General features: G+C 63.2%; 18 protein-coding genes and 1 pseudogene. 17 read left to right on the forward strand and 2 right to left on the reverse strand.

The genetic code is table 11. The features are described from left to right. Both ENZ75_RS03670 and motA read right to left on the reverse strand, forming a co-directional pair. Positions 1–531, reverse strand: a pseudogene (locus tag ENZ75_RS03670) (flagellar motor switch protein FliM); the annotation flags it as partial. 32 nt (positions 532–563) lie between these two features. After that, positions 564–1439 carry a flagellar motor stator protein MotA gene (gene motA, locus ENZ75_RS03675; protein WP_013529803.1) on the reverse strand — a complete coding sequence of 292 codons (876 nt, stop codon included), beginning with the start codon at positions 1437–1439 and terminating at the stop codon, positions 564–566. A gap of 147 nt (positions 1440–1586) precedes the next feature. On the opposite strand from motA, the gene ENZ75_RS03680 reads away from it, so the two are divergent. The 17 genes from ENZ75_RS03680 to fliF all read left to right on the forward strand — a co-directional run. After that, positions 1587–3398: a DUF1217 domain-containing protein gene (locus ENZ75_RS03680; RefSeq protein WP_063168915.1), complete on the forward strand. Its 1812-nt coding sequence runs from the start codon at positions 1587–1589 to the stop codon at positions 3396–3398. Positions 3399–3405: 7 nt separating this feature from the next. Next, positions 3406–4128 carry a flagellar basal-body rod protein FlgF gene (flgF, locus tag ENZ75_RS03685; protein ID WP_013529801.1) on the forward strand — a complete coding sequence of 241 codons (723 nt, stop codon included), beginning with the start codon at positions 3406–3408 and terminating at the stop codon, positions 4126–4128. A gap of 3 nt (positions 4129–4131) precedes the next feature. Beyond that, positions 4132–5535 carry a flagellar protein export ATPase FliI gene (gene fliI, locus ENZ75_RS03690; RefSeq protein WP_024502685.1) on the forward strand — a complete coding sequence of 468 codons (1404 nt, stop codon included), beginning with the start codon at positions 4132–4134 and terminating at the stop codon, positions 5533–5535. After that, the gene (locus ENZ75_RS03695; protein ID WP_063168916.1) at positions 5522–6361 is read left to right on the forward strand and encodes a hypothetical protein; all 840 of its coding nucleotides are present in this window, start codon (positions 5522–5524) and stop codon (positions 6359–6361) included. Before fliI ends, ENZ75_RS03695 begins: the two co-directional genes overlap by 14 nt. A gap of 80 nt (positions 6362–6441) precedes the next feature. Continuing rightward, complete coding sequence (gene flgB / locus ENZ75_RS03700) at positions 6442–6822, forward strand: flagellar basal body rod protein FlgB (RefSeq protein WP_013529798.1); 381 nt, start codon at positions 6442–6444, stop codon at positions 6820–6822. A 2-nt stretch (positions 6823–6824) separates the two neighbouring features. Further along, the gene (gene flgC, locus ENZ75_RS03705; protein ID WP_013529797.1) at positions 6825–7241 is read left to right on the forward strand and encodes a flagellar basal body rod protein FlgC; all 417 of its coding nucleotides are present in this window, start codon (positions 6825–6827) and stop codon (positions 7239–7241) included. Further along, the gene (locus ENZ75_RS03710; RefSeq protein WP_013529796.1) at positions 7241–7567 is read left to right on the forward strand and encodes a flagellar hook-basal body complex protein FliE; all 327 of its coding nucleotides are present in this window, start codon (positions 7241–7243) and stop codon (positions 7565–7567) included. The genes flgC and ENZ75_RS03710 overlap by 1 nt, the downstream gene beginning before the upstream one ends. 11 nt (positions 7568–7578) lie before the next feature. Beyond that, positions 7579–8367, forward strand: a complete 789-nt coding sequence (gene flgG / locus ENZ75_RS03715; protein ID WP_013529795.1) for a flagellar basal-body rod protein FlgG — start codon at positions 7579–7581, stop codon at positions 8365–8367. 3 nt (positions 8368–8370) lie between these two features. Continuing rightward, on the forward strand, positions 8371–8898 hold the full coding sequence (gene flgA, locus ENZ75_RS03720; protein ID WP_063168917.1) for a flagellar basal body P-ring formation chaperone FlgA: 528 nt from the start codon (positions 8371–8373) through the stop codon (positions 8896–8898). Further along, positions 8895–10136 (forward strand): flagellar basal body P-ring protein FlgI, encoded by a 1242-nt coding sequence (locus ENZ75_RS03725; RefSeq protein ID WP_013529793.1) that lies wholly within the window; start codon positions 8895–8897, stop codon positions 10134–10136. Before flgA ends, ENZ75_RS03725 begins: the two co-directional genes overlap by 4 nt. Before the next feature lie 3 nt (positions 10137–10139). Next, complete coding sequence (locus tag ENZ75_RS03730) at positions 10140–10727, forward strand: MotE family protein (protein WP_063168918.1); 588 nt, start codon at positions 10140–10142, stop codon at positions 10725–10727. Continuing rightward, positions 10724–11434 carry a flagellar basal body L-ring protein FlgH gene (gene flgH, locus ENZ75_RS03735; RefSeq protein WP_063168919.1) on the forward strand — a complete coding sequence of 237 codons (711 nt, stop codon included), beginning with the start codon at positions 10724–10726 and terminating at the stop codon, positions 11432–11434. Before ENZ75_RS03730 ends, flgH begins: the two co-directional genes overlap by 4 nt. Positions 11435–11451: 17 nt before the next feature. Beyond that, a complete protein-coding gene (locus ENZ75_RS03740; RefSeq protein ID WP_013529790.1) occupies positions 11452–11946 on the forward strand; it encodes a flagellar basal body-associated FliL family protein in 495 nt (164 codons plus the stop codon). Further along, entirely contained in the window at positions 11943–12674 is a 732-nt protein-coding gene (gene fliP, locus ENZ75_RS03745) for a flagellar type III secretion system pore protein FliP (RefSeq protein ID WP_013529789.1), read from the forward strand. Before ENZ75_RS03740 ends, fliP begins: the two co-directional genes overlap by 4 nt. 200 nt (positions 12675–12874) lie before the next feature. Further along, positions 12875–13876: a flagellin gene (locus ENZ75_RS03750; RefSeq protein ID WP_013529788.1), complete on the forward strand. Its 1002-nt coding sequence runs from the start codon at positions 12875–12877 to the stop codon at positions 13874–13876. A 267-nt stretch (positions 13877–14143) separates the two neighbouring features. Beyond that, complete coding sequence (locus ENZ75_RS03755; RefSeq protein ID WP_027161432.1) at positions 14144–15208, forward strand: flagellin; 1065 nt, start codon at positions 14144–14146, stop codon at positions 15206–15208. Between the two features lie 134 nt (positions 15209–15342). After that, positions 15343–16277 (forward strand): flagellar basal-body MS-ring/collar protein FliF (gene fliF, locus ENZ75_RS03760; RefSeq protein WP_128277901.1); only part of this gene is annotated, 935 nt, incomplete at its 3' end.

Below are 16277 nucleotides of genomic sequence, written 5' to 3' on the forward strand. Positions count from 1 at the left end.
GATTGCCGCGCCATCGCGCAGCACGTACCGCTTCGCCTCGGTGCCCGACATTGCCCGCGGCGCGGGCAGGCGCAGGTCGAGCGAACGCTTTCCCGATCCGTTGAGGGCCTGTGCGACCTGCTGGAACACCATGGTCGAAACATCGATTTCGATTTGCGACAGATCGCGTTCGATCGGCGATGCCGGCAGATCCGGGTCGCCGCCGAACAGCGTGCAGACCATGATGGCGATCGCCGGAGCATCGATTACCAGGGTCATCGCATCGGAGGACGCCGACGAGCCGATCACGGTCATCGCAAACGTGTCGCCGGCACGCGAACGCGCCTCGGGAACGCGGCTGACCTCGATCGCTTTGAGATCGACGACGACCGGAACGCCAAACTCGCTGGTCAGGGTTTTCTGCAGCAGCGGCACGGCGCGTTCGGCCATGGCGCGGCCTGCGTCGATGACCTGCGCGGCCTCACCGCTGTCGCCGACCAGACGCTCGATGATCAGCGAGCGCGCTTCCGCTGGACTGCCCAGGCTGGTCATGACAGTGCCGGGACCGATCTGTCGCGCATCGTTCAGGCGGCCTTCTTTTCGACGGTGCCGGTATTCATCGTGCTCTGCTCGACCGCGTCGATCGTCGGCCGTTCATAGGACGAGATGGTCTTGCGGCCGAACTCGATCGCCACCTGCGGCAGCGCGCCGTTCATGTAGGCCAACAGCGTCTGCTTGACGATGATATAGAGGCGGTTCTTCTTCTCGCGCACTGTCTTGATCTTGGTGGCGACCGGTCCGACCACAGAATAGGACAGGAAGATGCCGAGGAACGTTCCGACAAGCGCGGCACCAATCAAACCGCCGAGAATTTCCGGCGACTGGTCGAGCGCGCCCATCGCCTTGACCACGCCGAGCACGGCGGCGACGATGCCGAGCGCCGGCAGGCCATCGCCCACCGCCACCATCGCGTGATAGGCCTTCATCTTGTCGGACCTGATGGTCTGGATTTCTTCGTCCATCAGCGCCTCGATCTCGTGCGAGCGGGCATTGCCGATGATGATGATGCGGCAGTAGTCGCAGATGAAATGCGTCAGATCGTGGTTATGCAGCACGGTTGGGAACGCCTGGAAAATCGCCGACTCTTCCGGATTGTCGATATGCGCCTCGACCTCGCTGCGGGATTTCGAGCGCAGCTCGCGCATCAGCGAGTGCAGCACGCCGAGCGTTTCGAGATAGTCCTGTTCCTTCGGCACCGCCTGCTTGAAGGCTTCGAGAATGCCCTTGCCGGTATCCTTGACCGTCTTCATCGGATTGGCGACGAGGAAGGTGCCAAAAGCCGCACCACAGATGATCACTGCCTCCCAGGGCTGGATCAGCACGTGAAGATGGCCGCCCATGGCCATGAAGCCGCCAAGGACGCAGCCGAGCGTTACCACCAGTCCAATCAGAATGCCCACGACAGGTCCTTCCGCATTTCACATCAGGAGCTAGGGATAGCCCCCGTGCCTTGTGTGAGGCTTGAATCGAAGGCGTCGGAGACGATTCAGTTTCGCGCAAGGAAGTAGGGGTATTGTCCGGACATAGCTTCGGCCGGAGGCACCTCTTTGCTTAATACCTTTACCAGCTACCAGCTCATCACCAGGGACATTTCAAAGTCGATCGACAGGATCGAGCAGCAGCCCGTGGTTGATCGCGACACCAAGTATTATCTGGACAACATCACCAAGGTGAAATCGATCGACGATTTCGTCAAGAATGACCGTTTGTTCAAATATGCCATGAAGGCCTACGGGCTCGAGGACATGGCTTACGCCAAGGCCTTCATGGTCAAGGCACTCAAGGAAGGCGTCTCCGATCCCAACAGCTTCGCCAACAAGCTGACCGACAAGCGTTACGCCGAATTCGTCAGGGCCTTCAATTTCGCCGCCAACGGCACCAGTACGACTGTCTACAACAAGGCGCAGCAACTGGTGACCAGCAACTATGCGCTGCAAGTCCAGATCGGCGCCTCGCAGAAGGGGCTCCCTTACTACCAGAGCGAAACCGCCTACTACGTCACCAACATCGCCAAGGTTAGATCGGTCGACGACCTGATGGGCGACAGCCGCCTGCTGACATATGCGATGGCCGCTTTCGGACTCGACGCCGCAACCGAACCTGCCGCAACCGTCAAGGCGATGCTCGAAGGTGGCGTCAGCGATCCCGACAGTCCCGCCAACAAACTGCCCGACAAGAGCTACGCCAAATTCGTCGCAGCCTTCGACTTCGCCCAGTATGGCGATCAGACGACCATGCGCGACGATGTCCAGCAGGCGGTGCCGAAAGGATACATGGCCGGAGCCGGACTGACATTGGTCGAGCCAAGCGCGCAATATATCAAGGGCGAGGCCGATTATTACGCGGCAAACATTTCCAAGGTGACGTCGATCGACAACCTCATGGCGGACAAGCGCCTGCTCACCTTCGCCATGGCTTCCTACGGACTTGATGCGTCAACCGAAACGCCGCAGCAGATCCGCACAATGCTCGAGGGCGGCGTCAGCGACCCCGACAGCCCAGCAAACAAGCTGACGGATAAACGGTACGCCAACTTCGTCACGGCCTTCAACTTTGCCCAATATGGCGATCAGACAACGTCGCGCGACGAAGTGCAGAAAGACACCCCGAAAATCTATACGACGGAGTCGGCGCTTGGCCTGATCGCGCCGAATGCGGACTACATCAAGTCGGAGACCGCGTACTACCTTGCCAACGTCACGAACGTGAAATCCATCGACGACCTGATGGCCAACAGCCGATTGTACAACTACGTGCTCTCGGCCTACGGACTGGACCCGGCGACGGAAAGCAAGGACCTCATCCGCAACGTTCTTGCCGGCGGCATTCGCGACGCCGACAGCGTCGCCAACAAGATGACCAACAAGGCCTATGCCGGGCTGGCCGCCGCCTTCAACTTCGAACAACATGGCGAAGCGGCCACCACCATCAATCCGGCGCAGCAGCCGACCGTCGACAAATACATGCGCCAGACCCTCGAAGAGGATGCCGGCCAGACCAACCAGGGCGTGCGGCTGGCGCTTTATTTCGATCGCAAGGCCCCAACCATCACCAGTTGGTATGACGTGCTGGCCGACACTGCGCTTGCCAGTGTCGTGCGCACCGTGCTCGGCCTGCCCGATTCCTTCGCCACCGCCGATGTCGACAAGCAGGCGCAGCTGTTCGAGCAGAAACTCGACATCTCGGATTTCTCCGACCCCGAGAAACTCGGCAAGTTCCTGACGCGCTTCACCAGTATGTACGAGATCAACAACCCGACTTCATCGGCCGTCACCTCGGTCAGCGTGCTGTTTGCCCAGCCACTCACCGTCGGCATCTCCACCGACCTGATGATGGCCATGCAGAAACTGAGGTTCTGAGACCATCATGCGGGACAGCCTGTACGTCGCTCTTTCATCGCAGATCGCGCTCGAGCGGCGCCTCGACACCATCGCCGACAACGTCGCCAACGCCTCCACGATCGGCTTTCGCGCCACCGGCGTGAAGTTCGAGGACGTCGTCTCTGGCACCGGGCAGAAATCGGTGTCATTCGCCTCCCCGGGCAAGACCTACCTTTCCGGCGCCCACGGTGCCTTGAGCGAGACCGGAAATCCCTTCGATTTCGCCATCCAGGGCGATGCCTGGTTCGCTATAGAGACGCCGGTCGGCACCGTCATGACCCGCGACGGCCGTTTTTCGATGAACGAGAACGGCGAACTGATGTCGATCGAAGGCCACCCGGTGCTCGATGCCGGCGGCTCGCCGATCCAGCTTGACCCCCGCAACGGTCCGCCCAAGGCCGGGGCCGATGGTTCGTTGCGCCAGAACGATCAGCTTGTCGGATCGATCGGCCTCTACAATTTCGATCCAGGCGCGAACTTCGTCCGCTATGGCAATTCCGGCATTGTTCCGGCACGCACCCCGGAGCCTGTCACCGATCGCTCCGATATCGGCGTTGCCCAAGGTTTTCTCGAAGAGTCCAATGTCAATCCGGTGCTGGAGATCACCAGGTTGATCATGGTCCAGCGCGCCTTCGAGAACACGGCCGCCCTGATGCGCCAGACCGACTCGTCCACCGACGAGGCGATCAAGACGCTCGGCTCGAAATAGTCCATGTCGCTCGACCAGCCATCCCTGCGGGCACTCGAAAGACAACTCCAGCCGGCACCGGAAGACCGGCTTGCCGCCCTGGAACGGGTCTGGCGGCGTTTCGCCGACGCCGAGGCACTGCTCAAGCGCGGCGGCCGCGTCATCGAAGTCACGCCCACGCACTACAAGGTGCACGGCCTTTCCGGCTTCGCCAGGCTGGGTGACATCGTCGAGCAGCCCGGCCATGCCGGTGCGCGCCGCGGCGAGATCGTCAAGATCGGCCGCGACGAGGCCGTCGTGGCACCCTTCGAACGCAGCGCCGATTCCGGCATCGGTGATGCCGTGTTCCGCCGCGGTCCGCTTGTGGTGGCACCGCATGCCTCATGGCGCGGCCGCACCATCGACGCACTCACCAGGGCGATCGATGGCGGCCCGCCGCTCGCCCGGGGAGACGACACATCGCGCGGCGCCCAGACGACGCCGGGCGCCATGGCGCGGCAACGCGTCGGCACTGCCTTCATGACCGGCGTCAAGGTCATCGATATCTTCACGCCGCTCTGCTTCGGCCAGCGCCTCGGCATCTTTGCCGGCTCCGGCGTCGGCAAGTCGACGCTGCTCGCCATGCTCGCCGGAGCCGACGCATTCGATACCGTCGTGGTGGCCCTCATCGGCGAACGCGGCCGGGAAGTCCGTGAATTCCTCGAGGACACGATCGGCGACAGCATGGCCAAGACCATCGCCGTCGTCGCCACCAGCGACGAAAGCGCCATGATGCGCCGGCGTGCGCCGGACACCGCCATGCGCGTCGCCGAGCATTTTCGCGACCAGGGGCATCGCGTTTTGCTGGTGCTGGATTCGATCACCCGCTTCGCTCACGCCTTGCGTGAGGTGGCGACGGGAACCGGCGAGCCGCCGGTCGCCCGCGGTTATCCGGCCTCGGTGTTCACCGAATTGCCCAAGCTGCTCGAACGCGCCGGGCCGGGTACGGAAGGCAAGGGATCGATCACCGCCATCATTTCCGTACTGGTCGACGGCGACGATCACAACGACCCGGTCGCCGATTCCGTGCGCGGCATCCTCGACGGCCATGTCGTGCTCGACCGCACGATCGCCGAACAGGGTCGCTACCCCCCCGTCAACCCGCTGTCGTCCATATCGCGGTTGGCCGGAAAGGCCTGGAGCGTCGAACAGCGCGCGCTGGTGACAAGGCTGAAGTCGATGATCTCGCGCTTCGAGGACACACGCGATATCCGCTTGCTCGGGGCCTATCAGGGCGGCGTCGATGCCGAACTCGACATCGCCGTGCGCCAGGTGCCGCTGATCTATGAAGCGCTGACGCAAGGGCCGAAGGATCGCCCCTCAGCCGACCCGTTCTCCGATCTCGCCCGCCACCTCAAGAGCAAGCTGAACGCCGATGCCGGAGACTGAACGCGAATACACCGAGCGCATCCTGCGCGACATGATCGCCGAGGCCAATGCCGCGCAGCAGGCAGAGGCTGACACGGCGAGAACCGCCAAAGCAAAGGCCGCCCGTGCCATCGCGGCCAAAGCCGAGGCCGTTCTGGCCAGAGCCGTCAAGCCAATCCTGCCACGGGCTGGCAAAGCCGATCCTGATCTGGCCAGGCCCGTCGAACCCGCTCTGTCCCGGGCTCCCCAGGCGGTGGCTGCCGAGATGACGCAGGCCAGCCGGGAATCGCTGATCGACGGCCTGTTCCCGCGCACCGAATGGCCGCAGCCGCCAAAGGCGCCGTTTCCCCGACTGGAGAAGAAGTCCGACCGACGCAGCGATTTCGTCATTGCCGCGCTCGGCATCGCGCTCGGCCTGATCTGCGCCCTGTTCCCCTGGTATATCTTCTTCAACCAGGACCAGTTTGGCGTCCAGGCGATGAAGTTCGGCGGCACAGGCTCTAATTCCGGGCGAGCGGGCGGCGGCGTGGTCGCCGAACGCAGCGCGCCGCTGACGGCAAAGGACGTTCCCGCGGCCAATCTCGATCTTCTTGCCACGGGGACGGTGCGGGATGATGCCGATCCCGCAGCCGCATCCGACGAGCAACCGTTTCCGGCCGACGCGGCGAAATTCCGCATGGTTCATGTCGCCAACGGCCGCGCCATGATCCAGGACGACGCTGGCCTCTGGATGGTCCAGCGCGGCTCGATACTGCCGGATTCCAGCAAGGTATCCTCCATCGAGCAGCGCAACGGCAAATGGGTCATGATCACCAGTGCCGACCAGGTGATCGAACTGTCCCGATAAACGATCTCCGGCTTCCGGCCATCCGCAAGGCCCGCGCAAGACTGGCGGCCTAGTCTCTGGGTACCTGCTCGGAGATTCCCATGGAGCCCGTTTCCCTTTTCGACCTCGCCGCCAAGCAAGCGCAATGGCTGGCCGTGCGCCAGTCGGCCGTGGCCGGCAACATCGCCAATGCCAACACGCCAGGCTATACGGCAAACGACGTCGAGCCATTCGAAAAAGTGCTCGACCGCGCCGCCGTATCGCTGCAGGCCACCCAGGCCGGCCATCTCGGCAATGCAGCGACCAATGCCGGCTTCACCATCAAGCCGCAGGAAGATGACGGCGTTGTCATGCCGTCCAAGAACTCGGTCGTGCTGGAAGACCAGTTGCTGAAGGCCGGCGAGGTGCGCCGGTCCTTCGAGCTCAACACGGCGATCGTCAAGGCGTTCCATTCGATGATGATGATGGCGGTGAAGAGCTGACCATGGACGCACTGACCGCAGCCCTCAAAGTCGCAGCATCCGGCCTCGGCGCCCAGTCGGAACGCCTGCGCGTGGTTTCCGAGAACCTCGCCAACGCCCAGTCGACGGGCACCGCGCCCGGCTCCGACCCTTATCGCCGCAAGACCATCAGCTTCGTCTCCGAGCTCGACCGGGCCTCCGGCAGTTCAACGGTTGCAGTGAACTCGATCGATCGAGATCCCAGTGACTTTCCAGTCGAGTTCCAGCCCGGCAACGAGGCCGCCGACGAGAAGGGCTACGTCAAGATGCCCAACGTCAACGTGCTGATCGAAATGGCCGACATGACCGAGGCCAATCGCTCCTACGAGGCCAACCTTCAGGTGGTCAAGCAGGCCCGCGACCTGATTTCCATGACCATCGACCTGATGAGGAACCAGTAATGATCAGCGGTATCGGAGCCCTTCAGTTCAAGCCGTCGATCGGCGGCGATGACGCCGCCACAAGCCTGCTCCAGGGCGGCGCGACACCGTCGGCCGGTGGCAATGTCGGCACCTCCTTTGCCGAGGCGCTGAGCCAGGCAGCCTCCAAGACCGTCGACACGATGCAGAATGCCGAGCAGGTATCGATGCAGGCGCTCAAGGGCGATGCCGACACCCGCCAGGTGGTCGACGCCGTGATGAGCGCGCAGCAGGCGCTTCAGACCGCCGTCGCGATACGCGACAAGGTGGTCTCTGCCTATCTCGAAGTCAGTCGAATGGGCATCTGAGGAATTCCGCCATGAAAGCACTCGCCATCGCCGCCACCGGCATGAATGCCCAGCAGACAAATCTGGAAGTCATCGCCAACAACATCGCCAACATCAACACCACCGGCTACAAGCGCGCCCGTGCCGAATTCTCCGACCTGCTCTATCAGGTCGACCGCACGCAAGGCGTGCCCAACCGCTCCAACGCCTCGCTGGTGCCGGAGGGCGTCTCGATCGGCCTCGGCGTCAAGACGACGGCGGTGCGCAACGTGCACACCCAGGGCGAACTGACCAGCACCGGCAACAGTTTCGACCTGGCGCTGACCGGCAGGGGCTGGTTCCAGATCGAGGGTGCCGACGGCGGCACGCTCTACAGCCGCGCCGGCGCTCTCAACACCAACGCCACCGGCCAGCTGGTGACGGTCGACGGCGCTGCGGTCATTCCGGCAATCAATGTTCCCGTTGATGCCGTCGAGGTCATCGTCAACAAGACCGGCCAGGTCTTCGCCCGCATCGACGGCCAGACCGACCTGCAGAACCTCGGTCAGCTTCAGATCGCCAATTTCGCCAACGAGGCCGGCCTGGCGCCGCTTGGCGACAATCTGTTCCAGGAAACCACGGCTTCGGGGCCCGCGAATGTCGGCGTGCCTGGCGATCCCGGTTTTGCCACCATCCAGCAGGGCTATCTCGAAGCCTCCAACGTCGACCCGGTCAAGGAAATCACCGAACTGATCTCGGCGCAGCGCGCTTATGAGATGAACTCCAAGGTCATTCAGGCCGCCGACGACATGGCCTCCGTGGTCTCCAAGAACATCAGGTAACGCATGATGTCGACGCCCGGCCTCCTGTCCGCATTCCGCCGCACCGCGCTCGTCCTTGCGCTGGTGACCGGCACGATGCCGGCTTTTGCCCAGGAATCGGCCAACCAGTCGGCCACCCGGATCGCCAGCAATCAAGCTGGCGGCGAGGTGGTGCTTATTCCGAGCCGGGTTATCTATCCCGGCGAGACCATCAACCTGGCTGCCCTGAAACAGGTCACCCTTATCGTCGGCAAGCACAAGCCGGAGGCGGTCGCCACACGGGCCGAAGAACTGGATGGCAAGGTCGCCAAGCGCACCTTGCTGCCCGGCCGCTACATTCCCTCCGCCGCCATCCGCGAGGCCTGGCTGGTCGAACAGGGTGCCTCCGTGCAGATCTTCTTCATCGCCGGCGGCCTGACGATCTCGGCGACCGCCGTGACGCTGCAACCAGGAGCCGCGGGCGACCTCGTCAAGGTTCGCAACATCGACAGCGGCAAAATCCTGTCCGGCACGGTGATGGCGGATGGAACCATCCAGGTCAGCGCTTCATGATGCGCGGGCTTACCTTGATCCTGGCAGCCGTGCTTGGCCTGCAGCCGGCGCTGGCCGACGGCCTGACGCCGAAGGCCAAGCGCGAGCTCGCCGCCAAGAATGGCGGCGTCTACAACGATCCCGAATATGATCCGGCCACCACCAGCCGCATGTTCCGGGTTTCGACCGGGCCGAGTTCGCTGCCGCCGGGCCAGGTCGCCTCGCGTATCAAGGACATCGCCCAGCTGCAGAGTTCGCGCGACAATCAACTCGTCGGCTACGGCCTGGTCATCGGCCTTGCCGGATCGGGCGACAGCCTGCGCAACTCGCCATTCACCGAACAGTCGATCCGCGCGATGCTCGAAAACCTCGGCATCGCCACCGAAGGCGGCAGCGCGCGCGCCAAGAATGTCGCCGCCGTCATCGTCACCGCCAACATGCCGCCCTACGTGCAGTCGGGCGCCCGCATCGACATCGACGTCTCCTCGATGGGCGACGCGACCTCGCTTTCCGGCGGCACGCTGATCATGACGCCGCTGAAGGCGGCGGACGGCGAAATCTATGCCGTCGGCCAGGGCTCGGTCATCGTGTCCGGCTTTACCGCGCAAGGACAGGCCGAGCAGCTGACGCAAGGCGTGCCAACCGCCGGCCGCGTGCCCAACGGCGCCATCGTCGAGCGTGCCGTCCAAGCCGAATTCGACGATCAGGCGATCCTGACGCTGCAGCTGCGCAATCCTGATTTCTCGACCGCTATCCGCATCGCGGACGCCATCAACGACTACACCGGCCAGCGCTTCGGCATGCGGGTGGCGGCCGAGCGCGATTCGCGCACCGTCCAGATCAGAAGGCCGAAGGGTGTCTCGGCGGCGCGCTTCTATGCCGAAATCGAGAATTTGGTGGTCGAATCCGACACGCCGGCCCGTGTCGTGATCGACGAGCGCACCGGCACCATCGTCATCGGCAATGATGTCAAGATCTCACGGGTCGCCATCAGCCACGGCACGCTCACCGTGCGCATCACCGAAGCGCCGCGCGTCGTCCAGCCCGAGCCCTTCTCCAAGGGCGAGACCGCGATCGAACCGTTCACCGCCATCGACGCCAGCCGGCCCGACGCCCGCGTTGCCGTGCTTGACGGGCCCGATCTCCAGACCCTCGTTTCCGGCCTCAACCGCCTCGGCGTCAAGCCGGACGGCATCATCGCCATTCTGCAGGGCATCAAGTCGGCCGGGGCCCTGCAGGCCGACCTGGTTCTGCAATAGGCGATGCCGATGAAGCGCTCCTTCCCACGCCACGACAGACGCCGCAAAGCCGCGATCCTGCTTGCGACCGCTTTTCTCGCGGCTCTGCCCTTTGCCGGCGGCACCGCGCGCGGCGAGGAGACGGTCCGCCAGGTCCTGCCGGGAGCACAGGTGGCGGCGGCGCCGCAGCAACTGACACGGGAAAAGGCGCCGGACCAAAGCGAGATCGAGCGCTTCTGCTCAAACATCGCCGATGCCGCCCGCGACCGCCGCTATGTCCTGCAGGCGCAGGAACTGAAGCAGCTCCAGGCTGGCATTGACGAGCGCATGAAAGCTCTTGATGCAAAGAAAGCTGAATACGAGACCTGGCTGAAGCGGCGCGAGGTTTTCCTGGCCCGGGCCGAGGACGGCGTCGTCCAGATCTACGCCGGTATGAAACCCGACGCCGCCGCCGAGCGGCTGGCCATCGTCAACGCCGACCTGGCTGCGGCTATATTGATGAAGCTCGATTCACGCAAGGCGAGCGTCATCCTCAACGAAATGGACCAGAAGGCGGCGGCGACGCTCACCGGCATTATGGCCAGCGCAGCCCGAAGGGTAGATCCGTCATGATCCGGAAGATGCTTGTCCTGTGCGCGGTTACTACCATGCTGTCCGGTTGCGGAACCAACCTCAAGGAGGTCGGCAGAGAGCCGGCCCTGTCCCCGGTCGGCTCCGGCATCGATGGCGGCAGCACCGGCTCGCTCTATCGATATCCGCAAACGCCGCCAGCGCCGGTCAAGAAATTCTCGTTGTGGGACGACCGCCAGAGCCGGCTGTTCACCGACCCGCGGGCGCTGTCCCAGGGCGACATCCTGACGGTCAAGATCAAGATCAACGATCGCGCCAACTTCAAGAACCAGAACGACAGGAGCCGCACCGCCAATCGCAAGCTCGGTTATGACCTCAGCGCGCAGTGGGACAAGTGGAGCACCGCCGGCAAGGGCGCCGGGGCGCTCACCTCCACCACCGACACGACGGCTGACGGCGAGATCAAGCGCTCGGAAACGCTTGAACTCAATGTCGCGGCGATCGTCACCGATGTGCTGCCCAACGGCAATCTGATGATCACCGGATCGCAGGAAGTGCGCGTCAATGCCGAGCTCAGGGTGCTGACGCTCGCCGGCATCGTGCGGCCGGCCGATATCGGCGCCGAAAACACCATCCCCTACGAACGCATCGCCGAGGCCCGCATCTCCTACGGCGGACGCGGTCGCATCACCGAGGTCCAGCAACCTGCCTACGGCCAGCAGATCCTCGACCAGGTTCTTCCGTTCTAGGATCGGGGCAGGTCGCCGTGGCAAATATTGAACAGGTTCAGCCGCGCAAGGGTCCCTCCCCTGTCATTCAGGCCGGCATGCTGCTGCTTGTGACGGCGGCCGCCATTGGCGTGGGTTGGATGTCCGGCGGTTATCTCAAGGGCGTCGGCGCACCGGCGTCGGTACCGGTCGCGCCTGAGAACGAAGGTAAGATCATGCAGCCCGCCGCAGCCGAGCAACCAGGCCTGGGCCCGATGCTTGTCGTGCTGGCGCCGATCACCACCAACATCGCCTCGCCTGCCGGCACCTGGATCAGGATGGAGGTGTCCGTCGTCTATGACGCGCCGCAGCCACAGGCAATGTCGGATGACATCCACCAAGATCTCCTGGCCCTGGTGCGCACGTTGAAGATGCATCAGATCGAGGGAGCCAGCGGCTACCAGCACCTGAAGGCCGACCTCGAAGAACGCGCCGCGATCCGCAGCCAGGGTCACGCCAAACAGGTACTCATCAGGACATTGCTGCTCGAATGAGAAAGTTCCTTCTCGCCACCGCCATGATCGCCGCCGCCACCTCCATCGCGGCGGCTCAGCAGCTCGATCTCGGCGGCATCGGCAAGGCTGACGGCACCACCGTCGGCTACATCATCCAGATGTTCGGCCTGCTGACTGTTCTGTCGGTCGCGCCGGGCCTGCTGATCATGGTGACCAGCTTCACCCGCTTCGTCATCGCCTTCTCGATCCTGCGCGCCGGCATCGGCCTGCAGTCGACACCGGCAAACCTCATCCTGATTTCGCTGTCGCTGTTCATGACCTTCTATGTCATGGCGCCGACCTTCGATCAGGCCTGGAACACCGGCGTCAAGCCGCTGATGGACAACCAGATCACCCAGACCGAAGCCTTCGACAAGATTTCCGATCCGTTCCGCACCTTCATGCTGCACAATGTGCGTGACAAGGATTTCGACCTCTTCGCCGATCTCGCCCGCGAGCGCGGCCAGACCGTTTCGCGCGACACCGTCGACCTGCGCATCCTGGTGCCCGCCTTCATGATCTCGGAGATCCGGCGCGGCTTCGAAATCGGCTTCCTGATCGTGCTGCCATTCCTGGTCATCGACCTGATCGTCGCCACCATCACGATGGCGATGGGCATGATGATGCTGCCGCCCACGGTGGTGTCGCTGCCGTTCAAGATCCTGTTCTTCGTCCTGATCGACGGCTGGAACCTGCTTGTCGGCAGCCTGGTGCGCTCCTTCAACTGACTCTGCCGCGCCGGCTCGAAATTCCAGCAATATATTTTCGATTAACCGTCCGGTTTAGCCCTTTGGTAGGGACTTGCCCGCATATTCGCTCGCAGATGGCGGGTGATCGATTTCAGAGATCATTGGCATGATGCCGCACCGTCATACCGGGAGGCCCGGTATGTCAAAAAAACACCTGTAAAAACCAAGGTACGAGTACCATGTCCAGCATCATGACGAACTCCGCCGCGTTGACGGCTCTGCAGAGCCTTAACGCCACCAGCAAATCCCTCCAGGACACCCAGGCCCGCATCTCGACCGGTTATCGCGTCTCGCAGGCCTCAGACAACGCCGCTTACTGGTCGATCGCCACCACGATGCGCTCCGACAACCAGGCAATGTCCACCGTTTCGGACGCTCTCGGCCTCGGCGCCTCGAAAGTCGACACCGCCTATACCGGCATGAACAGCGCGATCTCCACCATCAACCAGATCAAGGCAAAGCTGCTGGCTTCCTACGGCCAGACGGACGCCTCGAAGGAAAAGACCCAGACCGAAATCACCGCTCTTCAGGCGCAGATGAAGTCCTACGCCGACGGCGCCACCTTCTCCGGCACCAACATGCTGTCCGTAGACAGCGGCTCAACAGCCACGACGGCTGCCGATGTGAAGATCCTTTCGGCCTTCAACCGTGACGCGGCCGGCGCATCTTCGATCTCGACCATCGACGTCAAGGTGGAAAGCATCAAGCTCTATGAAGCTGGTACCACCTCGGGCCTCGCGAAGGGCATCCTTGACACGTACCGCCTCGGCAGCGACGGCAGTGTGGCCGCAGCGGTCTCCGGCACGCAGACAGCTCTAGGGGCGGCTGCACTGGCCACCGACACCTATTCGGCCGCCTCGCTTTCCATCTTCTCGGGTGGCACGGCTGCCAGCGATTCGCAGATCAAGCAGATGCTGACCGTCATCGACTCCGCGCTCGCCGATATGACCAACTCGGCCACCACGCTCGGCGCCGCCAAGAGCAGTATCGACCTGCAGAAGACCTTCACCTCGGACCTGATGGACTCCATCGACCGCGGCGTCGGCCAGCTCGTCGATGCTGACATGAACAAGGAATCGACCCGTCTGCAGGCCCTGCAGGTCCAGCAGCAGCTCGGCGTGCAGGCGCTGTCGATCGCCAACGGTTCCTCGCAGTCGATCCTGTCGCTCTTCCGCGGCTGATCGCCTCCGCTCAACCACAGTTCGCACTAGAAATTCGGGCCGCGCCAAAAGCGCGGCCCTATTTGCGTTTGCTCCAGCCCCGCACAATCCTCGATCCTTAACTCTCAAAAGCCAGCTTTTAACAGGCTGTTAACCATGCCGCGCTAGTTATGGTTAACCAATAGCTTACGACAGTTGGCGAATCGGTCCGAACGGCACGATGCCAATCGTTGAACAGGCCCATCCGGCATGTCTGAGCATGTCGGCTTTTGAGAAGGAGCGACTTTCTTGGCGAGCATCATGACCAACGCCTCGGCGTTAACCGCACTTCAAAGCCTCAGCGCCACCAACAAGTCGCTCGAACAGACACAGGCCCGCATATCGACCGGCTATCGGGTCTCGCAGGCTTCGGACAACGCCGCCTATTGGTCGATCGCCACCACCATGCGCTCGGACAATTCGGCCCTGTCGACGGTGCAGGATGCACTCGGCCTCGGCGCCTCGAAAGTCGATGCCGCCTACACCGGCATCACCAACGTGCTGACGACGATCGGCCAGATCAAGACCAAGGTGTTGTCCATGGTCGGCCAGACGGATGCCGCCAAGGCGAAGACCCAGACCGAGATCAAGGCGCTTCAAACGCAGATGAAGTCCTTTGCCGATGCGGCCACCTTCTCCGGCTCGAATTTCCTCGCGGTGACCTCCAAGCAGGTCACGGCCGCCAATGATGGCGTCCAGCCCGACTCGCAGATCGTGTCCTCATTCAATCGCTCTTCATCCGGCGCTGTCTCGATCGGAACGATCAACATCAATGTCGAGGGCACCAAGCTTTTCGACTACGGCCTTGCCGCCGAGGTCAAGAACCAGGGCGTCCTCGATCGCCAGACCTCCATCTATTCCACGGGCGCCGCCCAGACCCTGTATGACAACGCCTATGCTGGCGTGATCGCGGGCGGAGGAACGGATATCGCCGCGAACACTGCCGGCCAGACGGCGGCGGGAGCGGTCACCAAGGTCGACAATATTTCCGCCTACAACCTCGACATCACGGCCCCAGGGGTGACCGACGGCATCATCACCCAGATGGTCACCATGATGGACAAGGTCATGGCCCAGTTGACTGATTCCGCCACCATCATCGGTTCGGCCAAGAGCTCGATCGACCTGCAGAAGACCTTCACCCAGAGCCTGATGGACTCCATCGACCGCGGCGTCGGCCAGCTCGTCGACGCCGACATGAACAAGGAATCGACCCGCCTCCAGGCCCTGCAGGTGCAGCAGCAGCTCGGCATCCAGGCACTGTCGATCGCCAACAGCTCCTCGCAGTCGATCCTGTCGCTGTTCAAGAACTAATCGCGGGCGCCACCGGCGCCCTCCTTTCGCATCCCAACTGACGGGCCGCGCCGCAAGCGCGGCCCGATTTCATTTTCGCACAAGCTTCGAAGACTAGAGTTCCGGCGGACAATCATGCTGGGAGTCGTCGAACCGTGCCGGAACAGATCCAGAGCATCATCTCGAATCTCCGCGGGTTTGGCGTGAAGCGCCTCGCCATGCTGGCGGGCATCGCCGTTCTGGTGATGGGCGTCATCGGCATCGCCTCGGTCTATCTCAACCGCCCCGCCTACGACACGCTCTATGTCGGGCTCGACCGCGCCGACGTGAACCAGATCGGCCTGGTGCTCGGCGAAGCCGGTATCGGCTTCGATGTCGGCGCCGACGGAACCTCGGTTCTGGTGCCGGCCGGCACCACCGCCCAGGCGCGCATGCTGCTCGCCGAAAAGGGCCTGCCGACCAGCGCCAATGCCGGCTACGAACTGTTCGACAATGTCGGCTCGCTCGGCCTCACCTCGTTCATGCAGCAGATCACCCGCGTGCGCGCGCTTGAAGGTGAGATCGCCCGCACCATCCAGTCGATATCGGGCATCAAGGCGGCGCGGGTCCACATCGTCATGTCCGAACGCGCCAATTTCCGCCGTGACGAGCAGCAGCCTTCCGCCTCCGTGGTCATCCGCTACGCCGGCATCGACGCCGAAAAGAGCGCCATGTCGATCCGCCATCTCGTCGCCGCCGCCGTCCCCGGCCTGTCGGCCGACAAGGTGACGGTGCTCGATTCCAGCGGCAATCTGCTGGCTGCGGGCGACGACCCTTCAAACACCAGCGCCGCCCGCACGCTCGGCGTCGAGCAGACCGTCGAGGCGCAGATCGGAGACAACATCCGCCGTGCGCTGACGGCCTATCTCGGCCCCGACAATTTCCGCGCCAGCGTCAAGGCCGAGGTCAACACCGACACCCGCCAGACGGAAGAGACCATCTTCGATCCGAATTCCCGCGTCGAGCGCTCGGTGCAGTCGGTGCGCGCCAACGAGAACAACAACCAGAAGCAGGCTTCCACTCCGGCCAGCGTCGAGCAGAACCTGCCTGA

This window comes from Mesorhizobium sp. M7A.F.Ca.CA.002.04.1.1 (genome assembly GCF_004022805.1).
In the GTDB taxonomy this organism is placed as follows: Bacteria; Pseudomonadota; Alphaproteobacteria; order Rhizobiales; family Rhizobiaceae; genus Mesorhizobium; species Mesorhizobium ciceri.